We start from the raw sequence: 22,288 nt of genomic DNA on the forward strand, positions 1-22,288 counted from the left end.
CGAATCCGGCGATGCTCTGAACCGGCGCGAACGGCTGGTTCCCGTATCTCCGATGCCATGCGCCTCCGGCTCGATCGGTTCGCCCCGCCCGGCCTGGCACCGGCGGACCGGGTGGTGACGCCGCAGGACCTGGGACGCGGCCGTCGCGATCCATAGCGTTGCCGGTAACGGGCTGGAGGACCGGCCTCGCGATGAGAAGGACTGTGTGCCATGACAACTCAGCTTCGTACCGGCCAGGAAATCCAGCTGGCCGCCCGGCCCGACGGGGTGCCGACGGCCGCGAACTTCGCCCTCGTGGAGCGGACGCTGCCTGAACTGCGAGACGGTCAGATCCTGGTCCGCAATACCTGGATGTCGGTGGATCCGTACATGCGGGGGCGGATGGATGACAAGCCGTCCTATTTGCCGCCCTTCCAGCTCGGCGCGGCGCTGGATGGCTCTGCGGTCGGTGAGGTGGTCGAGTCCCGTTCGGCCACGATCGCGGTGGGGGCCACCGTGACTCATTTCCAGGGCTGGCGGGACTTTGCGGTGGTCGACGCCGAGACCGCCACCGTTGTCGACACCGGGCTGGCCGACGCGCGCCATTACCTCGGCGCGTTGGGCACCACCGGTCTTACCGCATACGCGGCACTGACCTCGATCGCCGAGGTGCGGCCCGGTGATGTCGTGTTCATTTCGGCGGCGGCGGGCGCGGTCGGCAGCGTTGCGGGGCAGATCGCCCGGCAGCTGGGTGCGAGTCGCGTGATCGGCTCGGCGGGTGGTCCCGCCAAAAACCGTCTGCTGCTGGAGGAATTCGGTTACGACGCCGCGATCGACTACCGGGCGGGCGATCTGCGCGGCCAGTTGGCCGCTGCCGCACCCGACGGTGTCGACGTGTATCTCGACAGCGTGGGAGCCGAACACTTGGCCGCCGCGATCGAGGCCATGCGGCCGGGCGGGCGCATCGCCCTGGTCGGCGCGATCAGCGGCTACAACGCGACCGGCGACGCGCGACCGGAAGCCACGCCGGATCTGTATCTGGCCGCCACCAAGGAGATCACGCTGCGCGGCATGCTGGTCACCAGTCATTTCGCGAGCTTCGGCGAATACATCGGACAGGCCGCGGGCTGGCTGGCTGACGGCAGCCTGCGCACCCGGGAGACCGTCTACGAGGGACTCGATCAGGCCCCCGCCGCCTTCCTGGGTGTGCTGTCGGGCGCGAACACCGGGAAGATGCTGGTCCGGCTCGCCTGACGCGGCCCCGGCAGGACGTTCGCGAACGGCGAACGGGGGGCTCGGCAACAATGAGCGCATGACCGGTGTTGGAGAGGGCGTGACGGATCCCTACCTGTGGCTCGAGGAGGTCGAGAGCGAGCGTGCCCTGGAGTGGGCGCAAGAGCGGAATGTGGTGACGAAGGCCAGGTTCGCGGCCTCGGAGCGGTTCGCCGCGCTCGAGGCTCGGGTGCTGGCCATGCTGGATACCGATACGCGCATCGCGTATCCGGGGCGGCGGGGCCGGTGGCTGTACAACTACTGGCGCGATCGCGATCACCCGAAGGGGTTGTGGCGGCGGACCAGCTTCGCCGAATACGCCAAGGATGAGCCGGCGTGGGAGATCCTCATCGACCTGGACGCGGTGGCCGCGGCCGAGGGCGAGAACTGGGTGTGGGGTAGCGCGGCGGTGCTGCGGCCCGAGCAGCGCCGCGCGCTGATCAGCCTGTCGCGCGGTGGCGCGGATGCCAAAGTGGTGCGCGAATTCGATATCGAGGCAAAGGCTTTCATCGCACCCGAAGACGGCGGCTTCTACCTGCCGGAGGCCAAATCCGATTTCGCGTGGATCGATGACGACACCCTGTACGTGGGGACCGATTTCGGCGAGGGCTCGCTCACCGATTCCGGCTACCCGCGCGTGGTGAAGCGCTGGCATCGCGGAACCCCTTTGGAGGCGGCGGAATTCGTCTACAAGGGCGAGGTCACCGATGTCGCCGTCTCGGCGGGCTACGACCGCACCCCCGGCTACGAACGACACTTCCTGGGCCGGGCCACCGACTTCTTCAACGAAGAGGTCTACCTGCTCGAATCCGACGGCACCCTGCGCTTCATCGACGTACCCAGCGACGCCAGCGAATCCTGGTACAAGGAACTGCTGCTGGTGCGCCTGAAGTCGCCGTGGGAGGTCAACGGGACCACCTATCCCTCGGGTGCGCTGCTGGCCACCGATTTCGAGGCCTTCCTTTCCGGCGCACGCGATTTCGAGGTGCTGTTCGAGCCCGACGCGCACACCGCGCTGCACGGGTACGGCTGGACCGAGAATCACCTGCTGCTGATCACCCTCGAGGATGTGCAGACCAAGCTGCACGTGCTCACCCCCGGCCCGGACGGCTGGACCCGCGAACCCCTCGCGGACACCCCGCGCATGGCCACCACCAGCGTCATGAACCTGGACCGCCTGGAGGGCGGCGACGAATTCATGCTCTCCACCAGTGGTTTCACCCGCCCGACCACGCTCATGTCGGGTTCGGTGTGCGGCCCGGTCGAGGTGCTCAAGAAGGAACCGGATTTCTTCGACACCGACGGCATCGAGACCGAGCAGTTCTTCGCCACCTCCGATGACGGCACCGCGATCCCGTATTTCGTGATCCGCCACCGTGATCGGCGCGGCACGCCCGGCCCGACCGTCATGTCCGGCTACGGCGGTTTCGAGGTTTCGCGCACTCCCGGCTATTTCGGCGGGGTCGGTATGGGCTGGCTGGAACGCGGCGGCACCTACGTCATGACCAATATTCGCGGTGGCGGCGAGTACGGCCCGGAGTGGCACACCTCGGTGCTGAAGGCCAACCGGCACAAGGCGTACGAGGATTTCGCGTCCGTCGCCCGGGATCTGGTGGCGCGCGGCATCACCACCCACGCACAGCTGGGCGCGGTCGGCGGCAGCAATGGCGGCCTGCTGATGGGCGTCATGCTGACCCGGTACCCGGAGCTGTTCGGGGCCATCGTGTGCCAGGTTCCGCTGCTGGACATGAAGCGCTATCACCTGCTGCTGGCGGGCGCGTCCTGGATCGCCGAGTACGGCGACCCGGACAAGCCGGAGGAGTGGGAGTTCATCTCGAAGTATTCGCCGTATCAGAACACCAGTGCCGAGCGGCAGTACCCGCCAATCCTGCTCACCACCTCCACCCGCGACGACCGCGTGCACCCGGGTCATGCGCGAAAGATGGCCGCGCTCTTGGAATCCGAGGGCCACGCCGTCTGGTACTACGAGAACATCGAGGGCGGTCACGGCGGCGCGGCGGACAACAAGCAGTCCGCCTTCCAGGCTGGGCTGGTCTACGAGTTCTTCGCCCAACAGCTCATGCGGGACTGATCAGCCGATGATCGCGGCCAGCCCGTAGCCGATCGCGATCGACGCGACCAGAGTGACCAGACCGGGACGCATGAACGAGTGGTTGAGCACGTACTTCCCGAAATGGGTCGTCCCGCTCTGGTCGAAGTTCACCGCGGCGATGCTGGTCGGATAGACCGGCAGGATGAACAGTGCCGCGACCGCGGGCAGCATGGCCACCAGCTGCGCCGAGGGAATGCCCAGCGCCATGCCCAGCGGCATCATGGTTTTCGTGGTCGCGGCCTGACTCAGGATGAGCGCCGCGACCACGGTCACGATGATCGCGAAGGTCCACGGCCAGTCCTTGGCGATAGTGCCGAGCTTGTCGACGATCAGGTCCTTGTTGGCTTCGACGAAAGAGTCACCCAGCCAAGCCAATCCGAACACGCCGACCAGGGCGACCAGACCCGCCTTGGCGACGGGGGTGCTCGGCACGACCGCGGCATTGACCTTGCACACCACCATGATCACCGCGGCGGTCGCGAGCATGAGCACCTCGATGGCGTACGGCATGGCCAGCGCGTCGACCTTGCCGCCCGCGCCGTGCACATCCGGCCGCAGGCTCGGGAATGCTCCGGAGATCACGATGGCGATCACGCCGAGCAGGAAGATGCCCGCCGACCAGGAGGCGCGCGGCGGCAGCGGCGCGCGGTCGGCGTGAGTCGGGTCGATCGGCGGAATCTCCCCTGCCGCCAGCCGGCGCTGATACTCCGGATCGTCGTCGAGATCCTTGCCCATCTTGACCACCGACAGCGCGCCGATCATCGACCCGATGAGCGTGGACGGAATGGTGATGGCCAGGATCTTCACGATGGACCAGCCGTCCGGTCCGAAGATCACCACCGACGCGGCCGTCGAGGCCGAGACCGGACTGGCCACGATGGCGATCTGATTGGCGATGGTGGCAATGGAAATCGGCCGCTCCGGCCGGATTCCGCCCTCGCGCGCCACCTCGTGGATAACCGGCAGCAGTGGGTAGAGCAGATGCCCGGTGCCCGCTCCGACGGTGAACGCGTACGTCACCAAGGGCGCGACGAAGGTGATCCGTTTGGGATTGCTGCGAATTATCCGTTCGGCGATTCGCACCATGTAGTCGACACCGCCCGCGGCCTCCATGGTCGCCGCTGCCACCACCACGGACAGAATGATGAGCAGCACGTCCACCGGCGGCACGGTCGGTTCGACCCCGAAGATGGTGGCCAGCGCGAAGACGCCGATACCACCCCAGACGCCGAGTCCGATGCCTCCGACCCGGGATCCGATCATGATGATGCCCAGCATGACCGCGAGCTCGAGCAGCATCTTGACCATCGTCGACCGCCTGTCCGGCTAGTAATCGGTAGTTCTCGGGGCATGCTGTTACCGCGTCGCTCTTGAAAGATATCCGGACCATTCGGAAAGATTGCGCTTTGTTTGCCAGTGTTCGGGTTGCACTCAAAAAAACACTGTCCTTCCGAGCAAGGAGTCGATGTGGGTCAACTGGACGAGCTGATCAAGATCACCGCTTCCGCCACCGGGCTCGATCCGGACGACGTCCGGGCCTTCACGGCCTCCGCCGAGCGGCGCGAGTTCCCGGCGGGCACGACCCTGTTCCACGAATCCACCCCGCGCGACTGGGCGGGCATCGTGGTCGAGGGCGAGGTGCAGATCATCTCCGGGCTCACCGGTCACGAGACCGAACTGGCCCGCCTCGGCCCCGGCAGCCTGGTCTCGGAGATCGCGCTGGTCGACGACACCCCGCACACCGCGACCGGTCGCACCGCCAAGGGCGCGGTGGTGCTCACCGTCCCCCGCGCCACCCTGCGCGAACTGGCGGTGCTGCATCCGGATCGCTACTACCGCATGGTCTCCCGCCTGGCCCAGCTCATCGCGCACCGGATGCGCAGCGTCACCGAGCAGCTCGCGGAGGCCATCAGCGCGCAGCAGCAGCTGGGCGGCATTCGCACCGAACACGATTCGCTCGGCACCCGGGAACTGCCGTCGGAGGCGTATTACGGCGTGCAGACCCTGCGCGCCCTGGAGAACTTCCCCATCTCAGGCATCAAGCTGCGCAAGTTCGGGCATCTGGTCACCGCACTGGCGTACGTGAAAAAGGCGGCGGCGCTTGCCAACGCGGAACTCGGCTCGATCACCCAGGCCAAGGCGGACGCCATCATCGCGGCGTGCGACGAGATCGTGGAGGGCAAGCTGCGCGCCGACTTCATGGTCGACATGGTGCAGGGTGGCGCGGGCACCTCCACGAACATGAACGCCAACGAGGTGATCGCCAACCGCGGCCTGGAACTCATGGGCCACCGCAAGGGCGAATACCAGTTCCTGCACCCCAATGACGACGTGAACTGTTCGCAGTCCACCAATGACGTCTACCCGACCTCGGTGAAGCTCGGCGTCTACCTGTCCCTGCTGGACGCCGTCGCGGCGCTCGGCGAGTTGCGGAACGCCTTGAAGGCCAAGGCCGTCGAATTCTCCGATGTCATCAAGATGGGCCGCACCCAGCTGCAGGACGCCGTCCCGATGACACTGGGCCAGGAGTTCGGCGCGTACGCGGTGATGATCGGCGAGGCCATCACCCATCTGGAGCGCATCTCGACCGACCTGCTCGCGATGAACATGGGCGCGACCGCGATCGGCACCGGCATCACCAGCCCGCCCGGCTACGCGGAACTGGTCTCGGCCAAGCTGGCCGAGGTCACCGGGCTGCCGATCTGCCAGGCCGAGAATCTGGTGGAGGCCACCCAGGACTCGGGTGATTTCGTGGCCATCTCCGCCACGCTCAAGCGCGCCGCCGTGCAGCTGTCCAAGATCTGCAACGATCTGCGGCTGCTCTCCAGCGGACCGCGCGCCGGGCTGGGCGAGATCAATCTGCCTGCCATGCAGCCGGGTTCGTCGATCATGCCGGGCAAGGTCAATCCGGTCATCCCGGAGGTGGTGTCGCAGGTCTGCTTCCAGCTCATCGGCTACGACATGACCGTCACCATGGCTGCCGAGGCGAGCCAGCTGGAACTCAATATGGCCGAGCCGATCATGGCCTACGACCTGCTGATGGGCACCATGATGCTGCGCAATGCGGCCATCACCCTGACCAGCCGTTGCATCACCGGCATCACCGCCAATCGCGAGCACTGCCGGGAGCTGGTCAACCACAGCATCGGCCTGGTCACCGCGCTGGTGCCCAAGCTCGGCTACGAGCAGTCGGCCTCGATTGCCAAGGAGGCGTTGAAGACCGGCGGCAGCGTCTACGACCTGGTGCTGGAACGCGGCGCGATGACAAAGGACGAACTGGACGAGCTCTTGAGTCCGGAAAAGATGACGGCCCCACGCTCCCGCTCGCTCTAGCGGTCCGAATCAGCGGTCCCGCAGCCACTTTTCGACGTAGTCGAGGGTGGAGGCGGGATCGCTGATCCAGCCGTTGTGCCCGAGCGACTCCGGGTTGTGCCAGCGGGTGATGTCGGCCTCGGGCATTTTGGCCAGCAGCTGCCGCGCCGAACTCTGCGGGGTGAGTTCGTCCCCGGTCAGCGTGATCGACAGCACGGGCAGCTTCAGCCGCCCGATGCGCTCCTCGTAGTCGATATCCGCTCCGGCGGGCTGGAATCGGCCGGTGCGGGCGAGCCGCGCCCAGTCGGCGATGAGCACCTTCGATTGCCGTCCGAACCCACCCGCCGTAATGGTGTCCCCCGGCCAGAATCCGGCGAGATTGGCCGTCAGCGACAGTGCGGCACTGCCGAGCGCCGCCAGGCCCGTATAGCCGCGATGATGCGGCGTTCCGGACGCGACGAGGATGAGCCCGCCCAGCCGCCCGCGAATCCGGGACGCGTACATGACGCCCAACTGCCCGCCCATGCTGTGACCGAGCAGATACGGCGTGCTGTCCGGAAACCGTTCCCGCACTGCCTCGAACATGGCCGGGAAGTCGACGGCCACCAGCTCCTGATAGCCGTGCGAGCTCGACACCGCCGGTTTCGGCCTGCCGTCGTTGCCGCGGATCTCCAGCAGCGCCACATCGAATCCCCGGTCCGACAGGGGCTTCCCGAACAGCGAGTAGAACTCCCCCGGAACCCCCAGTCCCGGAACGATAACGACCACCGGCCTCGGCGTGTCGACCGTAATCGGATGCCGATGCGGGCCTTTCGCCGGAATCATCCGCACCGTCACCGTCGACCCGTCGGGCATCTGGATGGGCACCGTCTCCATGAGCGGCACGCTACCCGCAAAATAAGCGCCCGTCCGCGAGGTGCGGACGGGCGCGAAGTGGAGTGGGGACAGTCGGGTTCGAGATCGGGCGTGTCGCGGGTCAGGCGCTGACCGCGCCCATGATGACGCGACGCAGCACGCGGATCACGTCGTCGAGCGGCTGGCGCGGTTCCGAACCGCTCCAGGCGTCGACCACGTAGTTGACGGCGCCGATGATGGCGAGCACGCGCATTTCGTAGTCCCCGGGCGGGATTTCACCGTGCAGGGCGGCATCCTCGGCGGCGCTGGCCAGCAGCGCGCCCCAGGCGCGGCGCAGTTCCAGGCGGAACTTCTCCACCTTGGGTCCCGCCCCGACGACTTCGACGAGTGCGACCCGGGCCTTGCGCGGGTCGCGCCCGATGGACTCGATATAGGCGCGGACGGCGGCGTCGATGATGTCGATGGCGCTGGCGTCGGAGTGCTCGGCGATGGTGGCCGCCACGGCTTCCCGGGATTCGCGATCGATCTGCTCGTAGAGCTCGAGCAACAGCGATTCGCGTCCGGTGAACTCCTCGTAGAACTGCCTCGAGGAGAGGCCGGCGTCCTTGCAGATTGCTCCGACGGAACTATTGGCGTAGCCGTCGCGCGCGAACACCGTGAGCCCGGACTCCAGAAAACGCGCACGACGCTGCCGCTGCCGGTCTTCTACGGGCTGCCCGGCGTACATTCTTCCCGCGTTCGTTTCCTGTGACATTGCGCCAGACAATACCGAAGGGCCCGATCCCCTCGTCATGGATCGGGCCCTTCGTTTGAACCTTCGACTTACCGCGCGTTAGCCGAAAGTTGGCTCAGTGACTTTCGGGATGCGACGCACCCGGGACGGTGGATATAGGCAGGGGAACCGGCCCGGGTTCGGGAAGCGCGTCCGGGGGAAGACTCGCGGCCCGATGTCGCATTGACCCGAAAGTCACTGATCGTTTGCCGTTCATCACGATACAGAGACGGCGAACTGGACGGAATACTTTTCGAGGAGATTTTTAGTATTAATTTGGCGTGTCGCTCCGACGCGCGGAGAACCTGGTCCGCGGACGCGGCGGGACGGCCACCTGCGACGGGCACGAAAAAGGGCCCGAACCCCCCATCGAGGATCGGGCCCTTCGTCATCGATTCGGCTTCCGCGCAGTAGCCGAAAAGTGGCGCTCGAGTGGCTACTTGGCAGACAGGGTCGACGAACCCGTCTGCTGCAGCTTGATGATGGTCTGCGTCAAGACATCCGAAATGAGATTCGACATGGTGGTGCTCCGCTTCGACAGGTTGCCAGTACTTTCACTGACTGTTTGCCATCGGGACGATACCGACGGAACACACAGGCCGGACGCTTTTCCATGAACTTTCTAGAATTATTTCGAGACGCCACTAGAGAGCCCTAGCCGAGCGGAACCTCCGGCTCACCGAGCGTCAGCATGAGGCGATTGGCCCACGAGAACGACGCCGTCGACAACACCAGGTCGTGCAACTCCGCATCGCCGAATCCCAGTTCCCGCAAGCGTTTCAGATGATTCACGTCCGCGCGCGGCGGAGTGGCGGCGAGCGCGTCCACGAAATCGATGATCGCGTCCCACCTTTCGTCGATCCGCACCGAGTTGCCGTCGTCCAGCAACCGCTGCACATCGTCGCTACGCTTGGACAGCGCCGAAGTGAAACGAGAGTGAACGGAGGCGCAGTATTCGCAGCCGTTGTGCCGCGAGGTAACGGTCGCCGCGAGTTCGCGCTCGGCGCGGGTCAACCCCTCTCGACCGTAGAAGATCTCTTTGTCATTGGCACTGCGGTGCGCGAGAACCGCGGCGTTGCGAGCCAGTAGCCGAAAGTAAGGCCCAACCCCCCGATCCCCTTCCAACAACGGCCGCTGGTCATCATCCGCGTCCGCCAGCCGGATCGGCTCCACCCACGGCACCCAGTCCAACTGCTCCTGCGTGAATCCCGCAGGCCGCCGCGAGATTTCGACGCTCCGCACCTCGGTCTCGACGCCGGTCTCACTCATGTCCCGCTCCGATCAATTCGAGCCCGGCAACCAGCCGAACCTGGAAGTGCACGAACCCGATGAGCTGCGCCACCGTCACGATGTCGCGCTCCGACAACCCCACCGCCGCCAGCGCGTCGATATCCGCGCGCGTAATCGACGCCGGCGCGGTACTCACCCGCGCCGCATGCCGCAAGATCGCAGCCAGCACCGGATCCCCCTCGGCCGGAACGGTTCCCAGCCCGGCATAGTGCGCCGCCAACGCGGGTGCACCCGCCAGCTCGGCCACCGCGACCGCCGCCGCGATCAGCCGATCCCGCCCGACACTCTCAGCGGCCGGCCCGTCCAGTAGCGCCGCGTACACCCCCTGCGTGTGCTCGACCACCGCCGGACGCGCATCCCGCAACGCCCGCAACCCCGGTGCTGAACTACCGAGCACCGAGTCGATGACGTCGGCCGTAAACCCCTGGCGCACAGCCTCGGCGGCCGACGCCAACGCAGAGCTGCCCGCGGTCGGTGCCGAGGTCGCCGCGACGGGTGCCTCGGTCACGGCCGCCGGGGTGTCCGCAGCGGCGGTGGGAGCGGTGGGTGCCGTAGCCGCAGCGACGGGTGCTGTGGTCGGTGCGGCGGGTGCCTCGGTCACGACCGAGTCCTTTCGTCGGAGCGCCAACCCAGTTGCGGGGCAACCTTGGTGGCGATGAGTTCTATGGAGCGCAGCGTGGCGGCGTGGCCCGGGTCGACCGGGTGGGCCTGGACGATGAAGTCGGTGGCGTGGCGCAGGGCCGTGTCGGCGGCCAGTTGTGCGGCGACCTCGTCGGGGGTGCCGTAGTAGATGTCGCGCAGCACTTCCGCGACCGAGTTCGCCACCTCGGGGCCGCCGTTGTGGCCGAGCTGATCCAGGAAGCGGGCCGCGCCGTGTTCGGCGAGCGCTACCGCCTCGTCGTGGTCGTCGGCCACGAAAACGCCCCGGGACGCGCCGATTCGGGGTGTCGTGCCTGCGGGCAGCGCGCGCAGGTAGGCGTCGACCAGCGGCTGCTGGATTTCCCACAGCGTGGCCTCCGGTGCGGCCGGATCACGCGGCTGTGCCTTCGACAGCAGCAGTCCATCTCCGGCGCGCCCGGCCCGCTCCGCGCCACCGGCGGAGAAGGTCGCTTGCCACAGGCGATTTCGCAGGCCCGGTGCGGGCGGGTTCAGACCGCGGTCATCGACCAAGGACGCACCATGCAGTGCCGCAGTCACTTTCGCCAGCTTGTCGGCGTACACCTGCTGCCGATCCGCGCCGCCCAGCTCGAACAGTTCGAAGGCATGCCGCGACCCGCCCGCGCCGAACCCGAGTTCGAGGCGCCCGCTCGACAATGTGTCCAGCACGGCCGCGTCCTCGGCGACCCGGATCGGATCCTCCAGCGCCAGCGTGACGATGGCGGTTCCGAAGCGAATGCGCGGGAAGCGGGCCGCCGCGTGCGCGAGGAAGACGAACGGGGACGGCAGTCCGCCCTCGCGCGGATCCAGGTGATGCTGCGCCACCCAAGCGGTGTCGTAACCGAGCCGTTCGGCCAGCTCGATCTGCTCGAGCGCCTCCCGGTACACGGTGGCCGCGTCCTCACCCGCGTCGGTACGGACCAGGCGGGTGAAGAATCCGAGGCGTTGCGGGGTCATATCGTCACCTTTCCGAGGTAGGCGTCACGTACCGCCGGGTCGCCGACCAGCTCGGCGGCCGGGCCGTGCAGCACGATCTTGCCGCTGCGCAGCACATTGGCGGTGTGCGCGATGCTCAGCGCCAGTTCCGCCTGCTGTTCCACGATCAGGATGGCCAGGCCCAGCTCCCGATTGAGCCGGGCGATCTCGTCCAGCACCCGATCCACGAACAGTGGCGACAATCCCATGGTGGGCTCGTCCATGCAGATCAGGCGAGGTTTGCTCATCAGCGCCCGGCCGAAGGCCAGCATCTGCTGTTCGCCGCCCGAGAGCGTGCCCGCCCGCTGGGTGCGGCGTTCGGCCAGCCGCGGGAAGTGCTCGAACAGTTCGGCCGCGCGGGCCGCCAGCACCGAGCGCCGCTCCTTGCGGATGTAGCCGCCGACGAAGAGGTTCTCCTCCACGGTCATGGCCGGGAACACCCGCCGCGCTTCCGGCACCGAGGCCAGACCGGCTCGAATGCGCGCCGACGCGGAGGTGCCGGTGACGTCGGCACCGTCGATGCGGACCGTGCCGGAGGTCGGCTTCAACAGTCCGAGCGCGGTTTTCATGGTGGTCGACTTGCCGGAGGCATTACCGCCGAGCAGTGAGACGATCTCACCGGGCCGCACCTTCAGCGACACCTCGTCCAATGCCCGCGACGACCCGTAGTGCACCACCACCTGCTCGAATTCGAGGATCGGCGTGGCGTTCTCGTCGAAATCAGACATCCGCCTCCACCTTTCCGCCCGCCCGGCTGCGCCCGAGGTACGCCTCGATGACGCGCGGATCCGCGAGCACCTCGTCCGGGGTGCCCTGCGCGATGATGCGGCCCTCATCGAGCACCAGTACCCGGTCCGAGAGGTCGTGGACCAGGTCCATCTTGTGCTCGACCAGCAGCACGGTCTGGCCCTGCGCCTTCAATTCGGCCAGTTGCCTACCGATTTCGACGGTCTCGGTCTGGTTCATGCCCGCCGCGGGCTCGTCCAGCAGCAGCAGGTCGGGTTCCAGGGCCAGGGCGCGGGCGATCTCGGTGCGGCGACGATTGGCGTAGGACAGCGTGTAGGTCGGATTGTCCGCGCGCGGCACCAGGCGTTCGGGAAAGCGGGCCAGCTGCGCGTCGATACGGGCCGCCGACTCGCGCCGCTCGGCACGGGCGGCCGGAGTCGGCACGAGCGCCACCCCCAGCTCGGCCAGCAGCGAAATCCAGCGCAGCACCGGGATATTCGCCAGCGACCGCAAGGGCCGGGAGGCGCGCAACGTGGTCTGCAAACCCACGTCCACGTTCTCGCGCACGGTCATATTGCCGAAGACCCGGCCGTTCTGGAACGTGCGCGCGATACCCGCCTCGGCGGCGGCCTCCGGCCGCCCGGGACGAATACGCTTGCCGCGCACCAGCACTTCACCCGAATCAGGCTTCAGCACCCCGGATATCAGATTGACCGTGGTCGACTTGCCGGATCCGTTCGGGCCGATGATCGACACGAACTCCCCGGGCGCGATGGAGAATTCGACGCCGTCCACGGCCTGCACGCCACCGAAGGCGCGCCGCAGTCCGGTAACCCGCAGCACCGCCTCACCTTCAGGCGGTGGCTGGTTCGAGCTCGTTGCCGGCACTGCGTTCGTTATCGGCACTGCGTTCGTTGTCACGGACACGCTCCCTCCTCACCAGAATTCCCTGCGGCCGGAACCGCACCACCAGCAGCAATACCAACCCGTACAACACGATTCGCCACGACGGGGCGAGCCGCAGCACCTCCGGAACCCCGATCAGCACGGCCGCGCCCAGCACCGCGCCGTACGGTGAGGCGGTACCGCCGAGCACCAGAATGGTCACCACCAGCAGCGACATCGGCAGGTTGAATACGGTCGGGTCGATGTAGGAGTACTGGTGCGCCAGCAACGCACCGCCGATCCCGGAGAAGAACGCCGCGACCGCGAAGGCCAGCGCCTTGTAGTCGCGCACCGGCACACCCGCCGACCGCGCCGCCACCTCGTCCGCGCCGATCGCCCGGATGGCGATCCCCAACCGGGACCGCTGCACCCCGACGATCACCGCGATTGCGATCGCCAGCACCACCAGCTCCAGCCGGAAAATGTCGGTGTGCGTGGTGAATTCGTAGCCGAATATCTTCGGTGCCGGAATCCCGAAGATGCCGTAACTGCCGCGCGTCACCGACTCCCAGTTGCGGATGATCGCCACCGTCACGATGCCGATGCCCAGGGTCGCGATGGCCACATAGTGGCCGCCCAGCCGCCACAGCGGCGCGGCCAGCGCCGAGGACACTACGGCGGCAACGATTCCCGCCGCGATGATGGCGGGCAGAAACGCCCACCCGTGCGAAACCGTAAGCACCGCAGAGGTATACGCGCCGATGGCGATCGGCCCGGCCTGACCGATGGCCAGCTGTCCCGCCGACCCCGCCACCAGCGTCATGGAGACGGCGATGATCGCGTACGCCAGGATCTGAGTGCCCACCGAAATGCCGTAGTCGTTGGCCACCAACGGAATTCCCACGCCCGCAATACCGAGCGCGATCAACGCATGCCACCAACGCACCCGCAGTTCCCGGCCCGCCCCGAGGAAGGTGCCGGTCATGGGCTCGGATTCGATGGCGGGCGGCCGTGCGAGCAGCCCGCCCGGCCGCAACACGAGGAAGATCACCAGCAGCCCGAAGGTGATGAGATCGCGGTACCCGTCCCCGAACCAGTAGATGCCGAACGCCTCCACCAGCCCCAGCACGAAACCGCCCACCACCGCGCCCGGAATCGAACCCAGCCCGCCGATGGTGGCGGCCACGAACCCGGTCATGCCGACGATGCCGCCGGAGGTCGGGGAGATATTCGAGTTGTAGAGGCCGACGAAAATGCCTGCCAGCCCGCCCAATCCGGACGCGATGGCGAAGGCCAGCGACTGCACCCGCCCCACGCCGATCCCCATCTGCGCGGCGGCATCGGGATCCTGCGCGGTGGCGCGGATGGCCAGGCCGTGGCGGCTGTAGCGCAGGAACGCCCACAGCCCGGCCATCACCGTCAGGGTGATGGCGAACATGACCACGTCCGAGGTGCCCAATCGCACCCCGCCCACCCGAATATTGTTGGTGGGCAACACCTGTGGGAACGGCCGGGTATCCGGCCCGAACACCAGGGCGACCACGTTCTCGATGATCAGCCCGACCGCCACCGTCGCCAGCAGCGCGGCAATGGCCGGGGCGCGGCGCAGCGGCCGCACCGCCAGCACGTCGATGGCGATGCCGACCAGCGCGGTCGCGACGACCACCACGGCCAGCGCGGCCCACCAGGCCAGCCCGTGCTGGGCGATCAGCCACCAGCCCAGCACCGACCCGAACGCGAAGATCGAGCCGTGCGCGAAGTTGATGACATTGCTGACCCCGAAGATCAGGGTGATGCCCACGGCGATGAGCGCGTACGCATTGCCGTGGACCAGACCCGCGATAAGCGTGTCGAACATCTACTTATTGCTTCCGACCGGCAGGAACTTGCCGTTCTGCAGGATCAGCTCGATCGGCTTCACCCCGCTCGGCCGCCGCGTCTGCTGATCGAAGGCGAAGGTGCCCAGGCCGATTCCGTCGAAGTCTTTGACCTCGCGCAGCCCCTTCAGCACGCCCTCCCGAGTCGCGCCGCCGAACTTGGCCGCCTTCACCAGGGTGTTGAGCGCGTCGTAGGCGTAGACATTGAAGTCACCCGGATCGGTGTTGAACTTGGCCTTGAACTTGGTGGTGAAGCTCTGGATCTTCGGGCTCGGATCCGACGGGGTGAACACGCCGTTCACGATGTCGCCCTCGGCCGCCTTGCCCGCCAGATCGATGAACTGCGGGGTGTTCTGGCCGCCGAAGAACTGGCCGTTGAACCCGACATCACGCAGCTGCTTGACGACCAGCGCGCCGTCCGGACCGTAACCCAGGTGCACGAACGCGTCCGGGTTGGCGTCGCGGCCCTTGATCAGCACCGGCCGGAAGTCCTGCGAGTCCGGCAGAATCGAGGAAGAGTAGGCGATCTCGATGCCCTTCTCCTTGGCGAACTGCTGGAAGAACTGGAAAGCCTGCTTGCCCCAGTCGGTTTCGAGGTAGACCACCGAAACCTTCTTGGCCTTCGACTTCACCCATTCGGCATTGCGCTCCTGGAACACATCCAACGTGATGGACGGGCTCCACGAATAGTCGCCGCCCTTGGTGAAATCGACCGAGGAATTGGTGAAGCCGTACTGCACCAGCTTGCCGCGGTTGTACACCGGCGAGGCCGCGATGGAGGCCGGCGAGGAGAAGTCACCCAGCTCGGCGATGATCGACTGATCGCCCACGAACTTGGTCGCGATCGGCACGGTCTGCTTCGGATCCGACTGCGAATCCTCCCATTTCAGCGCGACCTTCTTGCCATTGATCCCGCCATTGGCATTGATCTCGTCCAACGCCAGATCGAAACCCTGCTGCCAGAGCCGCCCGTATTCGGCAGAGCCACCCGTCTTCGGACCCGAAACGCCGAAATACACGGTGTCCGAGCTACTTCCGGATGAGTCGTTGGAGCAGGCCGAGGCCAGTCCCGCCACCAGAGCCGCCGCCGCGACACCCACCGCCACCCGGCCGAAACCACGGGACCAGTACCTGCTCATTGCAACCTCTACACTCCGCGCCGGCTCGCCAACCGGGCATGGGGACACGACCGTGACTGCCACGCACGGCCTGTTAGCGCTTGCGATGCCCGCGAACGACACCACCTGGTCGTCACCCGGGGCACCCCACCGCCAAGCGAGGGTTGCCGATCAGCGAGCCGGGGCTCGAACATGCTGATACTCGTGACCGTGGGCAAAAGGTAGCCGTGTCCACCGGGAAGACGACAGGATTCGAATCAGCCTGATGCCAACAACCCCGTCTCCCCGAACGACCACCGCGGCACACCGACGACAGGAAAACCCTTGCCACCACTGCAAATAGCCGTCTGCGGCCCCCGCGACTGCACCCCTCGCGACGCCGCGGCCGCCCGCGAAGTAGGCCGCCTCCTCGCCACCGCGGGTGCGACGGTCCTCTGCGGCGGCGGCACCGGCGTCATGGCCGCCGTCACCGAAGGCGCTTCCCGCGCAGGCGGACTCGTCATCGGCATCCGCCCCGACACCGACCGCGCCACAGCCTGCCCCGGCCTCTCCGCAGTCCTCTACACGAACATGGGCGAAGCCCGAAACGCCATCCTCATCGCCTCCGCCGACGCCGTCATCATCATCGGCGGCTCCTGGGGCACCCTCTCCGAACTGGCCCTCGCCAACCACCGCGCCACCCGCGTCATCTCCCTCCACGGCTGGCGAATCCACGACGCCGAAGGCAAACCCGTCGACGCCACCCTCCCTGCCCTAGACCCCGCCCACGCGGTCACCCTCGCCCTCGCGCCCCCGCTGTAGCCGTCGCCTCCACCTCGTCATTCCGGCGCGTTCTATCCGCCCAGGTGGCCGGCCAGCCACGCCGGGAACTCGGTGAGGTCATCAAGCACCACATCGGCCCCGGCTGCCGACAGCTCTTCGGCCGCATAGGGGCCGGTGGTCACGGCCACCGAGACAGCGTCGGCCACCTTGGCCGCGCGCACATCCCCGAGGTGGTCCCCCACATAGATCGAGGCCCCGCGCTCCCGCAGCACCTCCCCCTTCTCCTCCGCCCACGCCCCGCCGACCAGCTCATCCACCTCGAGGCCGAGGTGATCCAGGTGCAGCTGCGCGTGCGGTTCGTTCTTGGCCGTGATCACCAGTACCCGCCCGCCCGCCTGGTGCACGGCCGCGAGAGCGTCGACGACACCGGGCAGGTTCTCCGAGGGTTGTACCGCCAGGTCCGGGTAGAACTCCCGGTACATGGCCACGATCCCCGGCACCTCGTGCTCGGGAAACCATTGCGCCGCCTCATCCGCCAGCGGCGGCCCGAGCCGCGACACCACCAGCTCGGAGTCGATCGGCACGCCGGTTTTCGCGGCCACCGCATCCCACACCGCCGCGATCCCCGGCCGCGAATCGATCAGCGTCATATCCAGGTCGAACCCCACCACGAGGCCGCCCGCCGGTCCGGTCGCACGATCAAAAGCCACCCCCCGACCCTACGGCCCGCCGATTCCCCGCCCGGCACCACCGACCCGCTTCCCCCACAGCCCTACCGCCGCGGGCTATCACCGCCGGCGCGTGCGGGCTCGTCCAACGTCGGCGCGCCGATACCCGGCGGCGCACGTTCAGCTCGGCGATCGTGACGACAGCGATCGCGGCCGGTGTTCATCGGCGGCCGCGCCGAAAAGCGAAGGCGATCTCGCGGCCGCGCGAATTAGGCTGGCGGGCATGGCTGGTGACCAGGGCACATTTTTCTGCGGGACGGAGCTGGCGGCGCGCATCGAGCGGGTCGAGGCGGAGTTGATCAGCAAGGGCGGTGGGGCCGCGGCGGCGCGGCTCGGCGCTACGGCCGGGTTCGTGATTCCGGTCGCGGGCGGGGTGGCCGCCTTCGCCGAGGAGGGTTCGCCGCTCAACAAGGTGGCCGGGCTGGGCTTCGCCGGGGTCCCGATGGTGGCCGAGCTCGAGCAGATCGAGCAGCTGTTCGCGGAGCGGAAGACCGCGGTGCAGGCCGAAGTGTCGCAGCTGGGCGACCCGGGGGTGGGTGAACTGCTCACCGAGCGCGGTTATCGACTGGTGTCGTTCGAGAACGTGCTCGGTATCGAACTCGGCGGCGAGCGCGCGGCGGTCGTCGCCGACGGCGTCGACGTACAGCACAGTGGTGAGGGCGAATTCGATGCCTGGCTGGATGTGGTCGCCGACGGTTTCGCGCATCCCGACACCCAGGGTGTCGCCTCGCACGAGGAGTTTCCGCCGGAGATCATCGCCAATGCCATGCGCGATCTGATCGGCGCGGCCGGGGTGCAGCGCTATCTCGCCCGGCGCGACGGTGCGGTCGCGGGCGGGGCCAGCATGCGCATGTCGCAGGGTGTCGCCCAACTCACCGGTGCGGCAACCGATCCCGCGCATCGGCGACACGGCGTGCAGTCGTCCCTGTTGTCGGTCCGGCTGGCCGAGGCGACGGCGGCGGGCTGCGATATCGCGGTCGTCACCACCCAGCCCGGTTCGAAATCCCAGCAGAATGTCCAGCGTCAGGGCTTCGCTCTGCTCTACACCCGCGCCATCCTGGTGAAGGGCTGATCAGTCCGGCAGTCGGTGGGCGGCAATGGGTTTCAGCTGCTCCCGCAGCTTGTCCCCGTCAGCGCCGAAGAGCTGGACGTCGGTGTCGACGGCGGTCTGCACGCCCTTGCTCACCAATTCCCGGCCGCCGGGCGTGAGTTCGATGCGCAGGGCGCGGGCATCGGCCGGGTCTGCCTGCCGGACCAGCAGGCCGCGCTCCTCCAGCCCGCGAATCACCTTGGACGCCATCATCCGATCCGACCCGGACATGTCCGCCACCTGCTGCTGGGTCGGCAACTCCCCCTGCCGGCTCAGCCAGCCGGCCGAGGCCAGCAGGTTGAACTGGGTGGGGGTCAGCCCGAGCGGGCGCAGATTGCGTTCCAGCGTCGCCCGCCATTCCAGTGCGGCATGGTGCAGCCAGAACCCCGGACTCATGAGCGGCCCCCGCGGAACGCCTCGTGCCTCCCGCGGGCTACCCGGTGTTTCAGCCACGCCGTAGCGCCTCCTGTTCCATGGCCGCGAAGGTCAGCGGCATATCGGCCCGCATCCGCTTCTCCCAGATGAGCTTGAACAACGGACCCATCGGCCCGTGGATCTCCACATTCTTCGTCACCCGCACCGTCCCATCACCGAGGTCCTCGAAGGTATTGCGACCACGCAGCTTCCCGAACGGGATGCCCGCCTCACTGCTCCACGACTTCCCAGGCTCCACTGCCACGATCGTGAAGGGCCCGGCGGGGGCCCCCTTCGGCTTCACCCACCCCTTGGTTCCGGGCGCGAACTCACCGTCGATCCGGGACTTCTCCTCGTGCGGGTCCCATTCGGCCAGCCGGTTCACGTCGGTCGCGACCGCCCAGATCTTGTCGACATCGCCCTTGATCACGGCCGCTTCGCTGAACGAGTACATCATCTGAATCATCTCCACTCGGGGGAATTTCTGTTGTTGCGACAACAGTAACTGTAGTCGCGACAACAAACAACCCCCAGCGGCAGATTTCCTCCGCGACGAACACCGGGACCGGCGGCGGACGACATCGACTGTCGCCGCCACCGGCCCCGGATCGGACCCGTCAGGCAGCCGGGGCATACCCCAGCGGGCACGTGGTGAACGTGCCCCGACCCTGCGTTCGGCTACGCAAACGCGTTGCGTAGCCGAACAATTCGGCCAGCGGCACCGTGGCGGTGAGCACCACGGAACCGATCCGGGTCACCGAGCCCGTGACCCGGCCGCGGCGCGCGGCCAGATCACCCAGCACCGCGCCGACATAGTCCTCCGGCACAGTCGCGGTCAGCTCCACCAGTGGTTCGAGCACCACCATGGCGCTGGCGCGCAAGGCTTCCCGCATGCCCAGCCGGCCCGCAGTCCGGAAGGCCAGGTCCGACGAATCCTTCGAATGCGTCGCACCATCGGTGAGCGTGACCCGCACACCCGTGACCGGATGACCCGCCAGCGGACCCTCGCCCAGCGCGTCCCGGCACCCGGCCTCCACCGCGCGCACGAACTCCGCCGGCACCCGGCCGCCGACCACCGTGGACTCGAACTCGAAACCGGTCGCCCCGGAATCGGATTCGTCCAGCGGCTGCACATCGAGCACGATGTGCGCCCACTGCCCCGACCCGCCGTCCTGCTTGACGTGCCGATACACCAGACCCCGCACGCCACGCACTACGGTCTCCCGGTACGCCACCTGCGGTCTGCCGACCGACACGCTCAGCCCACGGTCGAGGCGCAGCTTCTCCACCACGACCTCCAGATGCAGCTCACCCAGCCCGGCCAGCAGCGTCTGCCCGGTCTCGGGATCGGTCCGCACCGTGAGCGACGGATCCTCGTCCGCCAGCCGCGCGAGTGCCACGGCCAGCTTCTCGGTCTCGGCGCTGGATTTCGCCTCGACCGCCACCGACACCACCGGCTCGGTCGGAACCGGTGGCTCCAGTTGCACCGGTGCGTCCGGCGCGCACAGCGTCGCGCCGACCCGGACCGCCTTGGGCCCGACCAGTGCGACGATGTCGCCCGCCACCGCGGACTCCACCTCCTGATGCCGATCCGCCTGCACCCGCAGGATGCGAGCGATCCGTTCCCGGCGGCCACCGCCCGCGTCGAGCACGGTGTCGCCCTTGGCCAGGACGCCCGAGTAGACGCGCACGAACGTGAGCCGCCCGGTCGGCGTGGCATGCACCTTGAACGCCAGCGCGGCAAGCGGTTCCGCCGGATCAGCGCCGCGACGGTCGTCCCCGGCACCGACCGGCGGCCGGTCCAGCGGCGACGGCAGATACGCGACCACGGCGTCGAGCAGCGGCTCGATGCCGATATCGCGGTACGCCGCACCGCACAGCACCGGGACCACCTCACCGGAGAGCGTCAACTCCCGCAGCGCGGCGCTCAGCGTGTCGGCGGACAGCCCGGAGTGTTCGACGAACTCCTCGAGTGCCGCCGAATCCCGTTCCGCCACCGCCTCTTCCAGCTCCCGCCGGGCTTGCTCCGCGGCCGCCACGAGATGATCGGGCACCGGCCCTTCGACCAGGCCGCCATCCCAGTGCAGCGCCCGCAGACGAACCAGGTCCACCACGCCGGTGAACAGGTCACCGGTGTAGACGGGCAGCTGGATCGGCAGCGGAACCGGATGCAGCCGTTCGCGAATCGAATCCACGGTGGCCACCAGGTCGGCTCCGGCGCGGTCCATCTTGTTGACGAACGCGATGCGCGGCACACCGTAGCGGTCGGCCCGCCGCCACACCGATTCACTCTGCGGCTCCACGCCGGCGACGGCGTCGAAAACCGCGACGGCGCCGTCCAATACCCGCAGGGAGCGCTCGACCTCATCGGAGAAGTCGACGTGCCCCGGGGTATCGATGACGGTAAGCCGGTGTCCACCCCACTGGCAGGCCACCGCCGCCGCGAAGATGGTGATGCCCCGATCCCGTTCCTGCGGATCGAAATCGGTGACGGTGGTGCCGTCGTGCACCTCGCCGCGCTTGTGGGTGATCCCGGTGAGGAACAGCATGCGCTCGGTCACCGTGGTCTTGCCCGCGTCCACATGCGCGAGAATCCCGAGGTTACGAACGACAGCCAGGTTTTGTCGAGAAATATTGGTACGCACGGTAATACGTCCTTCGAGCTGATCTTGTACAGAACAGCGCGATTCCCCGGGACGACAGAGGTCCGGGGTTACTCAGTACCGGCCGCGCAGCCGGCACCGAGCCGGCGAAGACACCAGGATCACCTCGAAGCGCGGGCGGGCAACGACGGCGGTGCGATAGGTACGCATGGCCAGGCCCCTTCCTGCTTACGAGAGTTCAGCGGGATCCGTTCTCCCGCCGAGTGAACGTAACAGTGCAACGCATGCGGTGTCGCGCGAATTTCCGCGCGGCACAACCACGCTCACATCGACAGGTGCCCGAGGTGGATCACCGCGAGGTTCGCGGCCACCAGTACCGGGAAGGCGACCGCGGCCGTGCGGTGTCCGAGCTGCCACAGCCCTACCGACGCACCGCCGAAGACGGCCACCTTGGTGAGGACTGCGGCGATCGGGATCGAGAAGCTGGCCTGCGGTGCCGCGAACAGGCCCCAGAGCGTCATGGCAGCGACCGCCATACCCACACCCAGCAGCACTTTCGCCACCCGGCCGCGCCCGGTGCGCACGCCCCAGTAGGCCAGCGCCCCGACGGCGACGAGTTCGAACGCGAACGCGAGGGTGAGGTTGACTGTGGACCAGACGGTATTGATCATGTCGACTCCGAGATCGGTGCTCTCTATTGCGATCAATAGTCACAGATACAGTGCCCCGAGTCAAGAGCAGTGCTCTCCCAGTCTGGATCTACCTCGGAAACGCAGAAACCCCCTGACCGAGGTCAGGGGGTTTCGCGAATGATGTTCCGGCGGTGTCCTACTCTCCCACACCCTGTCGAGTGCAGTACC

20 protein-coding genes, 1 pseudogene and 1 riboswitch are annotated in these 22,288 nt (G+C 67.5%); of the genes and pseudogenes, 6 read left to right on the forward strand and 15 right to left on the reverse strand.

The annotated features are described in order from the left end of the window. The first annotated feature begins 210 nt into the window (after positions 1-210). Together ACFXHA_RS24930 and ACFXHA_RS24935 are read left to right on the forward strand one after the other, a co-directional pair. Positions 211-1,233, forward strand: coding sequence for an NADP-dependent oxidoreductase (locus ACFXHA_RS24930; RefSeq protein WP_379360627.1), 1,023 nt, complete (start codon positions 211-213; stop codon positions 1,231-1,233). A 58-nt stretch (positions 1,234-1,291) separates the two neighbouring features. Further along, on the forward strand, positions 1,292-3,343 hold the full coding sequence (locus ACFXHA_RS24935; RefSeq protein WP_379360629.1) for a prolyl oligopeptidase family protein: 2,052 nt from the start codon (positions 1,292-1,294) through the stop codon (positions 3,341-3,343). Here ACFXHA_RS24935 and ACFXHA_RS24940 read toward each other — a convergent pair whose 3' ends face one another. After that, positions 3,344-4,672, reverse strand: a complete 1,329-nt coding sequence (locus tag ACFXHA_RS24940) for an anaerobic C4-dicarboxylate transporter family protein (protein WP_379360631.1) — start codon at positions 4,670-4,672, stop codon at positions 3,344-3,346. A 159-nt stretch (positions 4,673-4,831) separates the two neighbouring features. Here ACFXHA_RS24940 and ACFXHA_RS24945 point away from each other — a divergent pair. Beyond that, a pseudogene (locus ACFXHA_RS24945) lies at positions 4,832-5,161 on the forward strand (cyclic nucleotide-binding domain-containing protein); the annotation flags it as partial. Positions 5,162-5,290: 129 nt separating this feature from the next. After that, positions 5,291-6,697, forward strand: coding sequence for an aspartate ammonia-lyase (gene aspA, locus ACFXHA_RS24950; RefSeq protein WP_379360726.1), 1,407 nt, complete (start codon positions 5,291-5,293; stop codon positions 6,695-6,697). 9 nt (positions 6,698-6,706) lie between these two features. Here aspA and ACFXHA_RS24955 read toward each other — a convergent pair whose 3' ends face one another. From ACFXHA_RS24955 to ACFXHA_RS24995, 9 genes are all read right to left on the reverse strand, one after another. After that, complete coding sequence (locus tag ACFXHA_RS24955) at positions 6,707-7,552, reverse strand: alpha/beta fold hydrolase (protein ID WP_379360633.1); 846 nt, start codon at positions 7,550-7,552, stop codon at positions 6,707-6,709. Between the two features lie 100 nt (positions 7,553-7,652). Continuing rightward, a complete protein-coding gene (locus tag ACFXHA_RS24960; RefSeq protein WP_235949243.1) occupies positions 7,653-8,285 on the reverse strand; it encodes a TetR/AcrR family transcriptional regulator in 633 nt (210 codons plus the stop codon). Between the two features lie 672 nt (positions 8,286-8,957). Continuing rightward, entirely contained in the window at positions 8,958-9,572 is a 615-nt protein-coding gene (locus ACFXHA_RS24965; protein ID WP_379360635.1) for a peroxidase-related enzyme, read from the reverse strand. Further along, on the reverse strand, positions 9,565-10,194 hold the full coding sequence (locus tag ACFXHA_RS24970) for a hypothetical protein (RefSeq protein ID WP_379360637.1): 630 nt from the start codon (positions 10,192-10,194) through the stop codon (positions 9,565-9,567). The genes ACFXHA_RS24965 and ACFXHA_RS24970 overlap by 8 nt, the downstream gene beginning before the upstream one ends. Next, positions 10,191-11,207, reverse strand: coding sequence for a putative FMN-dependent luciferase-like monooxygenase (locus ACFXHA_RS24975; protein WP_379360639.1), 1,017 nt, complete (start codon positions 11,205-11,207; stop codon positions 10,191-10,193). The genes ACFXHA_RS24970 and ACFXHA_RS24975 overlap by 4 nt, the downstream gene beginning before the upstream one ends. Further along, positions 11,204-11,953: an ABC transporter ATP-binding protein gene (locus ACFXHA_RS24980; protein ID WP_379360641.1), complete on the reverse strand. Its 750-nt coding sequence runs from the start codon at positions 11,951-11,953 to the stop codon at positions 11,204-11,206. Before ACFXHA_RS24980 ends, ACFXHA_RS24975 begins: the two co-directional genes overlap by 4 nt. Next, positions 11,946-12,794 carry an ABC transporter ATP-binding protein gene (locus ACFXHA_RS24985; protein ID WP_379360643.1) on the reverse strand — a complete coding sequence of 283 codons (849 nt, stop codon included), beginning with the start codon at positions 12,792-12,794 and terminating at the stop codon, positions 11,946-11,948. Before ACFXHA_RS24985 ends, ACFXHA_RS24980 begins: the two co-directional genes overlap by 8 nt. Positions 12,795-12,804: 10 nt before the next feature. Next, entirely contained in the window at positions 12,805-14,694 is a 1,890-nt protein-coding gene (locus tag ACFXHA_RS24990; RefSeq protein WP_379360645.1) for an ABC transporter permease, read from the reverse strand. Beyond that, a complete protein-coding gene (locus ACFXHA_RS24995) occupies positions 14,695-15,852 on the reverse strand; it encodes an ABC transporter substrate-binding protein (RefSeq protein ID WP_379360647.1) in 1,158 nt (385 codons plus the stop codon). Between the two features lie 71 nt (positions 15,853-15,923). Next, a riboswitch (SAM riboswitch) is annotated at positions 15,924-16,041 on the reverse strand. Between the two features lie 114 nt (positions 16,042-16,155). Between ACFXHA_RS24995 and ACFXHA_RS25000 the strand changes: the two genes are divergently transcribed. After that, on the forward strand, positions 16,156-16,632 hold the full coding sequence (locus ACFXHA_RS25000) for an LOG family protein (RefSeq protein WP_379360649.1): 477 nt from the start codon (positions 16,156-16,158) through the stop codon (positions 16,630-16,632). A gap of 32 nt (positions 16,633-16,664) precedes the next feature. Here the strand turns inward: ACFXHA_RS25000 and ACFXHA_RS25005 are convergent, their stop codons facing one another. Then, a complete protein-coding gene (locus ACFXHA_RS25005) occupies positions 16,665-17,303 on the reverse strand; it encodes an HAD family hydrolase (RefSeq protein ID WP_379360651.1) in 639 nt (212 codons plus the stop codon). 241 nt (positions 17,304-17,544) lie between these two features. Here ACFXHA_RS25005 and ACFXHA_RS25010 point away from each other — a divergent pair, with 241 nt between their 5' ends. Next, a complete protein-coding gene (locus ACFXHA_RS25010) occupies positions 17,545-18,393 on the forward strand; it encodes a GNAT family N-acetyltransferase (RefSeq protein ID WP_379360653.1) in 849 nt (282 codons plus the stop codon). On the opposite strand, the gene ACFXHA_RS25015 is transcribed toward ACFXHA_RS25010, so the two are convergent. The 4 genes from ACFXHA_RS25015 to ACFXHA_RS25030 form a co-directional block, all read right to left on the reverse strand. After that, positions 18,394-18,807 carry a MarR family winged helix-turn-helix transcriptional regulator gene (locus tag ACFXHA_RS25015; RefSeq protein WP_379360655.1) on the reverse strand — a complete coding sequence of 138 codons (414 nt, stop codon included), beginning with the start codon at positions 18,805-18,807 and terminating at the stop codon, positions 18,394-18,396. Positions 18,808-18,856: 49 nt separating this feature from the next. Further along, positions 18,857-19,291: an SRPBCC family protein gene (locus tag ACFXHA_RS25020; protein ID WP_379360728.1), complete on the reverse strand. Its 435-nt coding sequence runs from the start codon at positions 19,289-19,291 to the stop codon at positions 18,857-18,859. 151 nt (positions 19,292-19,442) lie between these two features. Next, positions 19,443-21,470, reverse strand: coding sequence for an elongation factor G (gene fusA / locus ACFXHA_RS25025; protein WP_379360657.1), 2,028 nt, complete (start codon positions 21,468-21,470; stop codon positions 19,443-19,445). A gap of 281 nt (positions 21,471-21,751) precedes the next feature. Then, positions 21,752-22,099 (reverse strand): YrdB family protein, encoded by a 348-nt coding sequence (locus tag ACFXHA_RS25030; protein ID WP_379360659.1) that lies wholly within the window; start codon positions 22,097-22,099, stop codon positions 21,752-21,754. Between the last annotated feature and the right edge of the window lie 189 nt (positions 22,100-22,288).

The organism is Nocardia sp. NPDC059240, assembly GCF_042753865.1.
Classification (GTDB): Bacteria; Actinomycetota; Actinomycetes; order Mycobacteriales; family Mycobacteriaceae; genus Nocardia.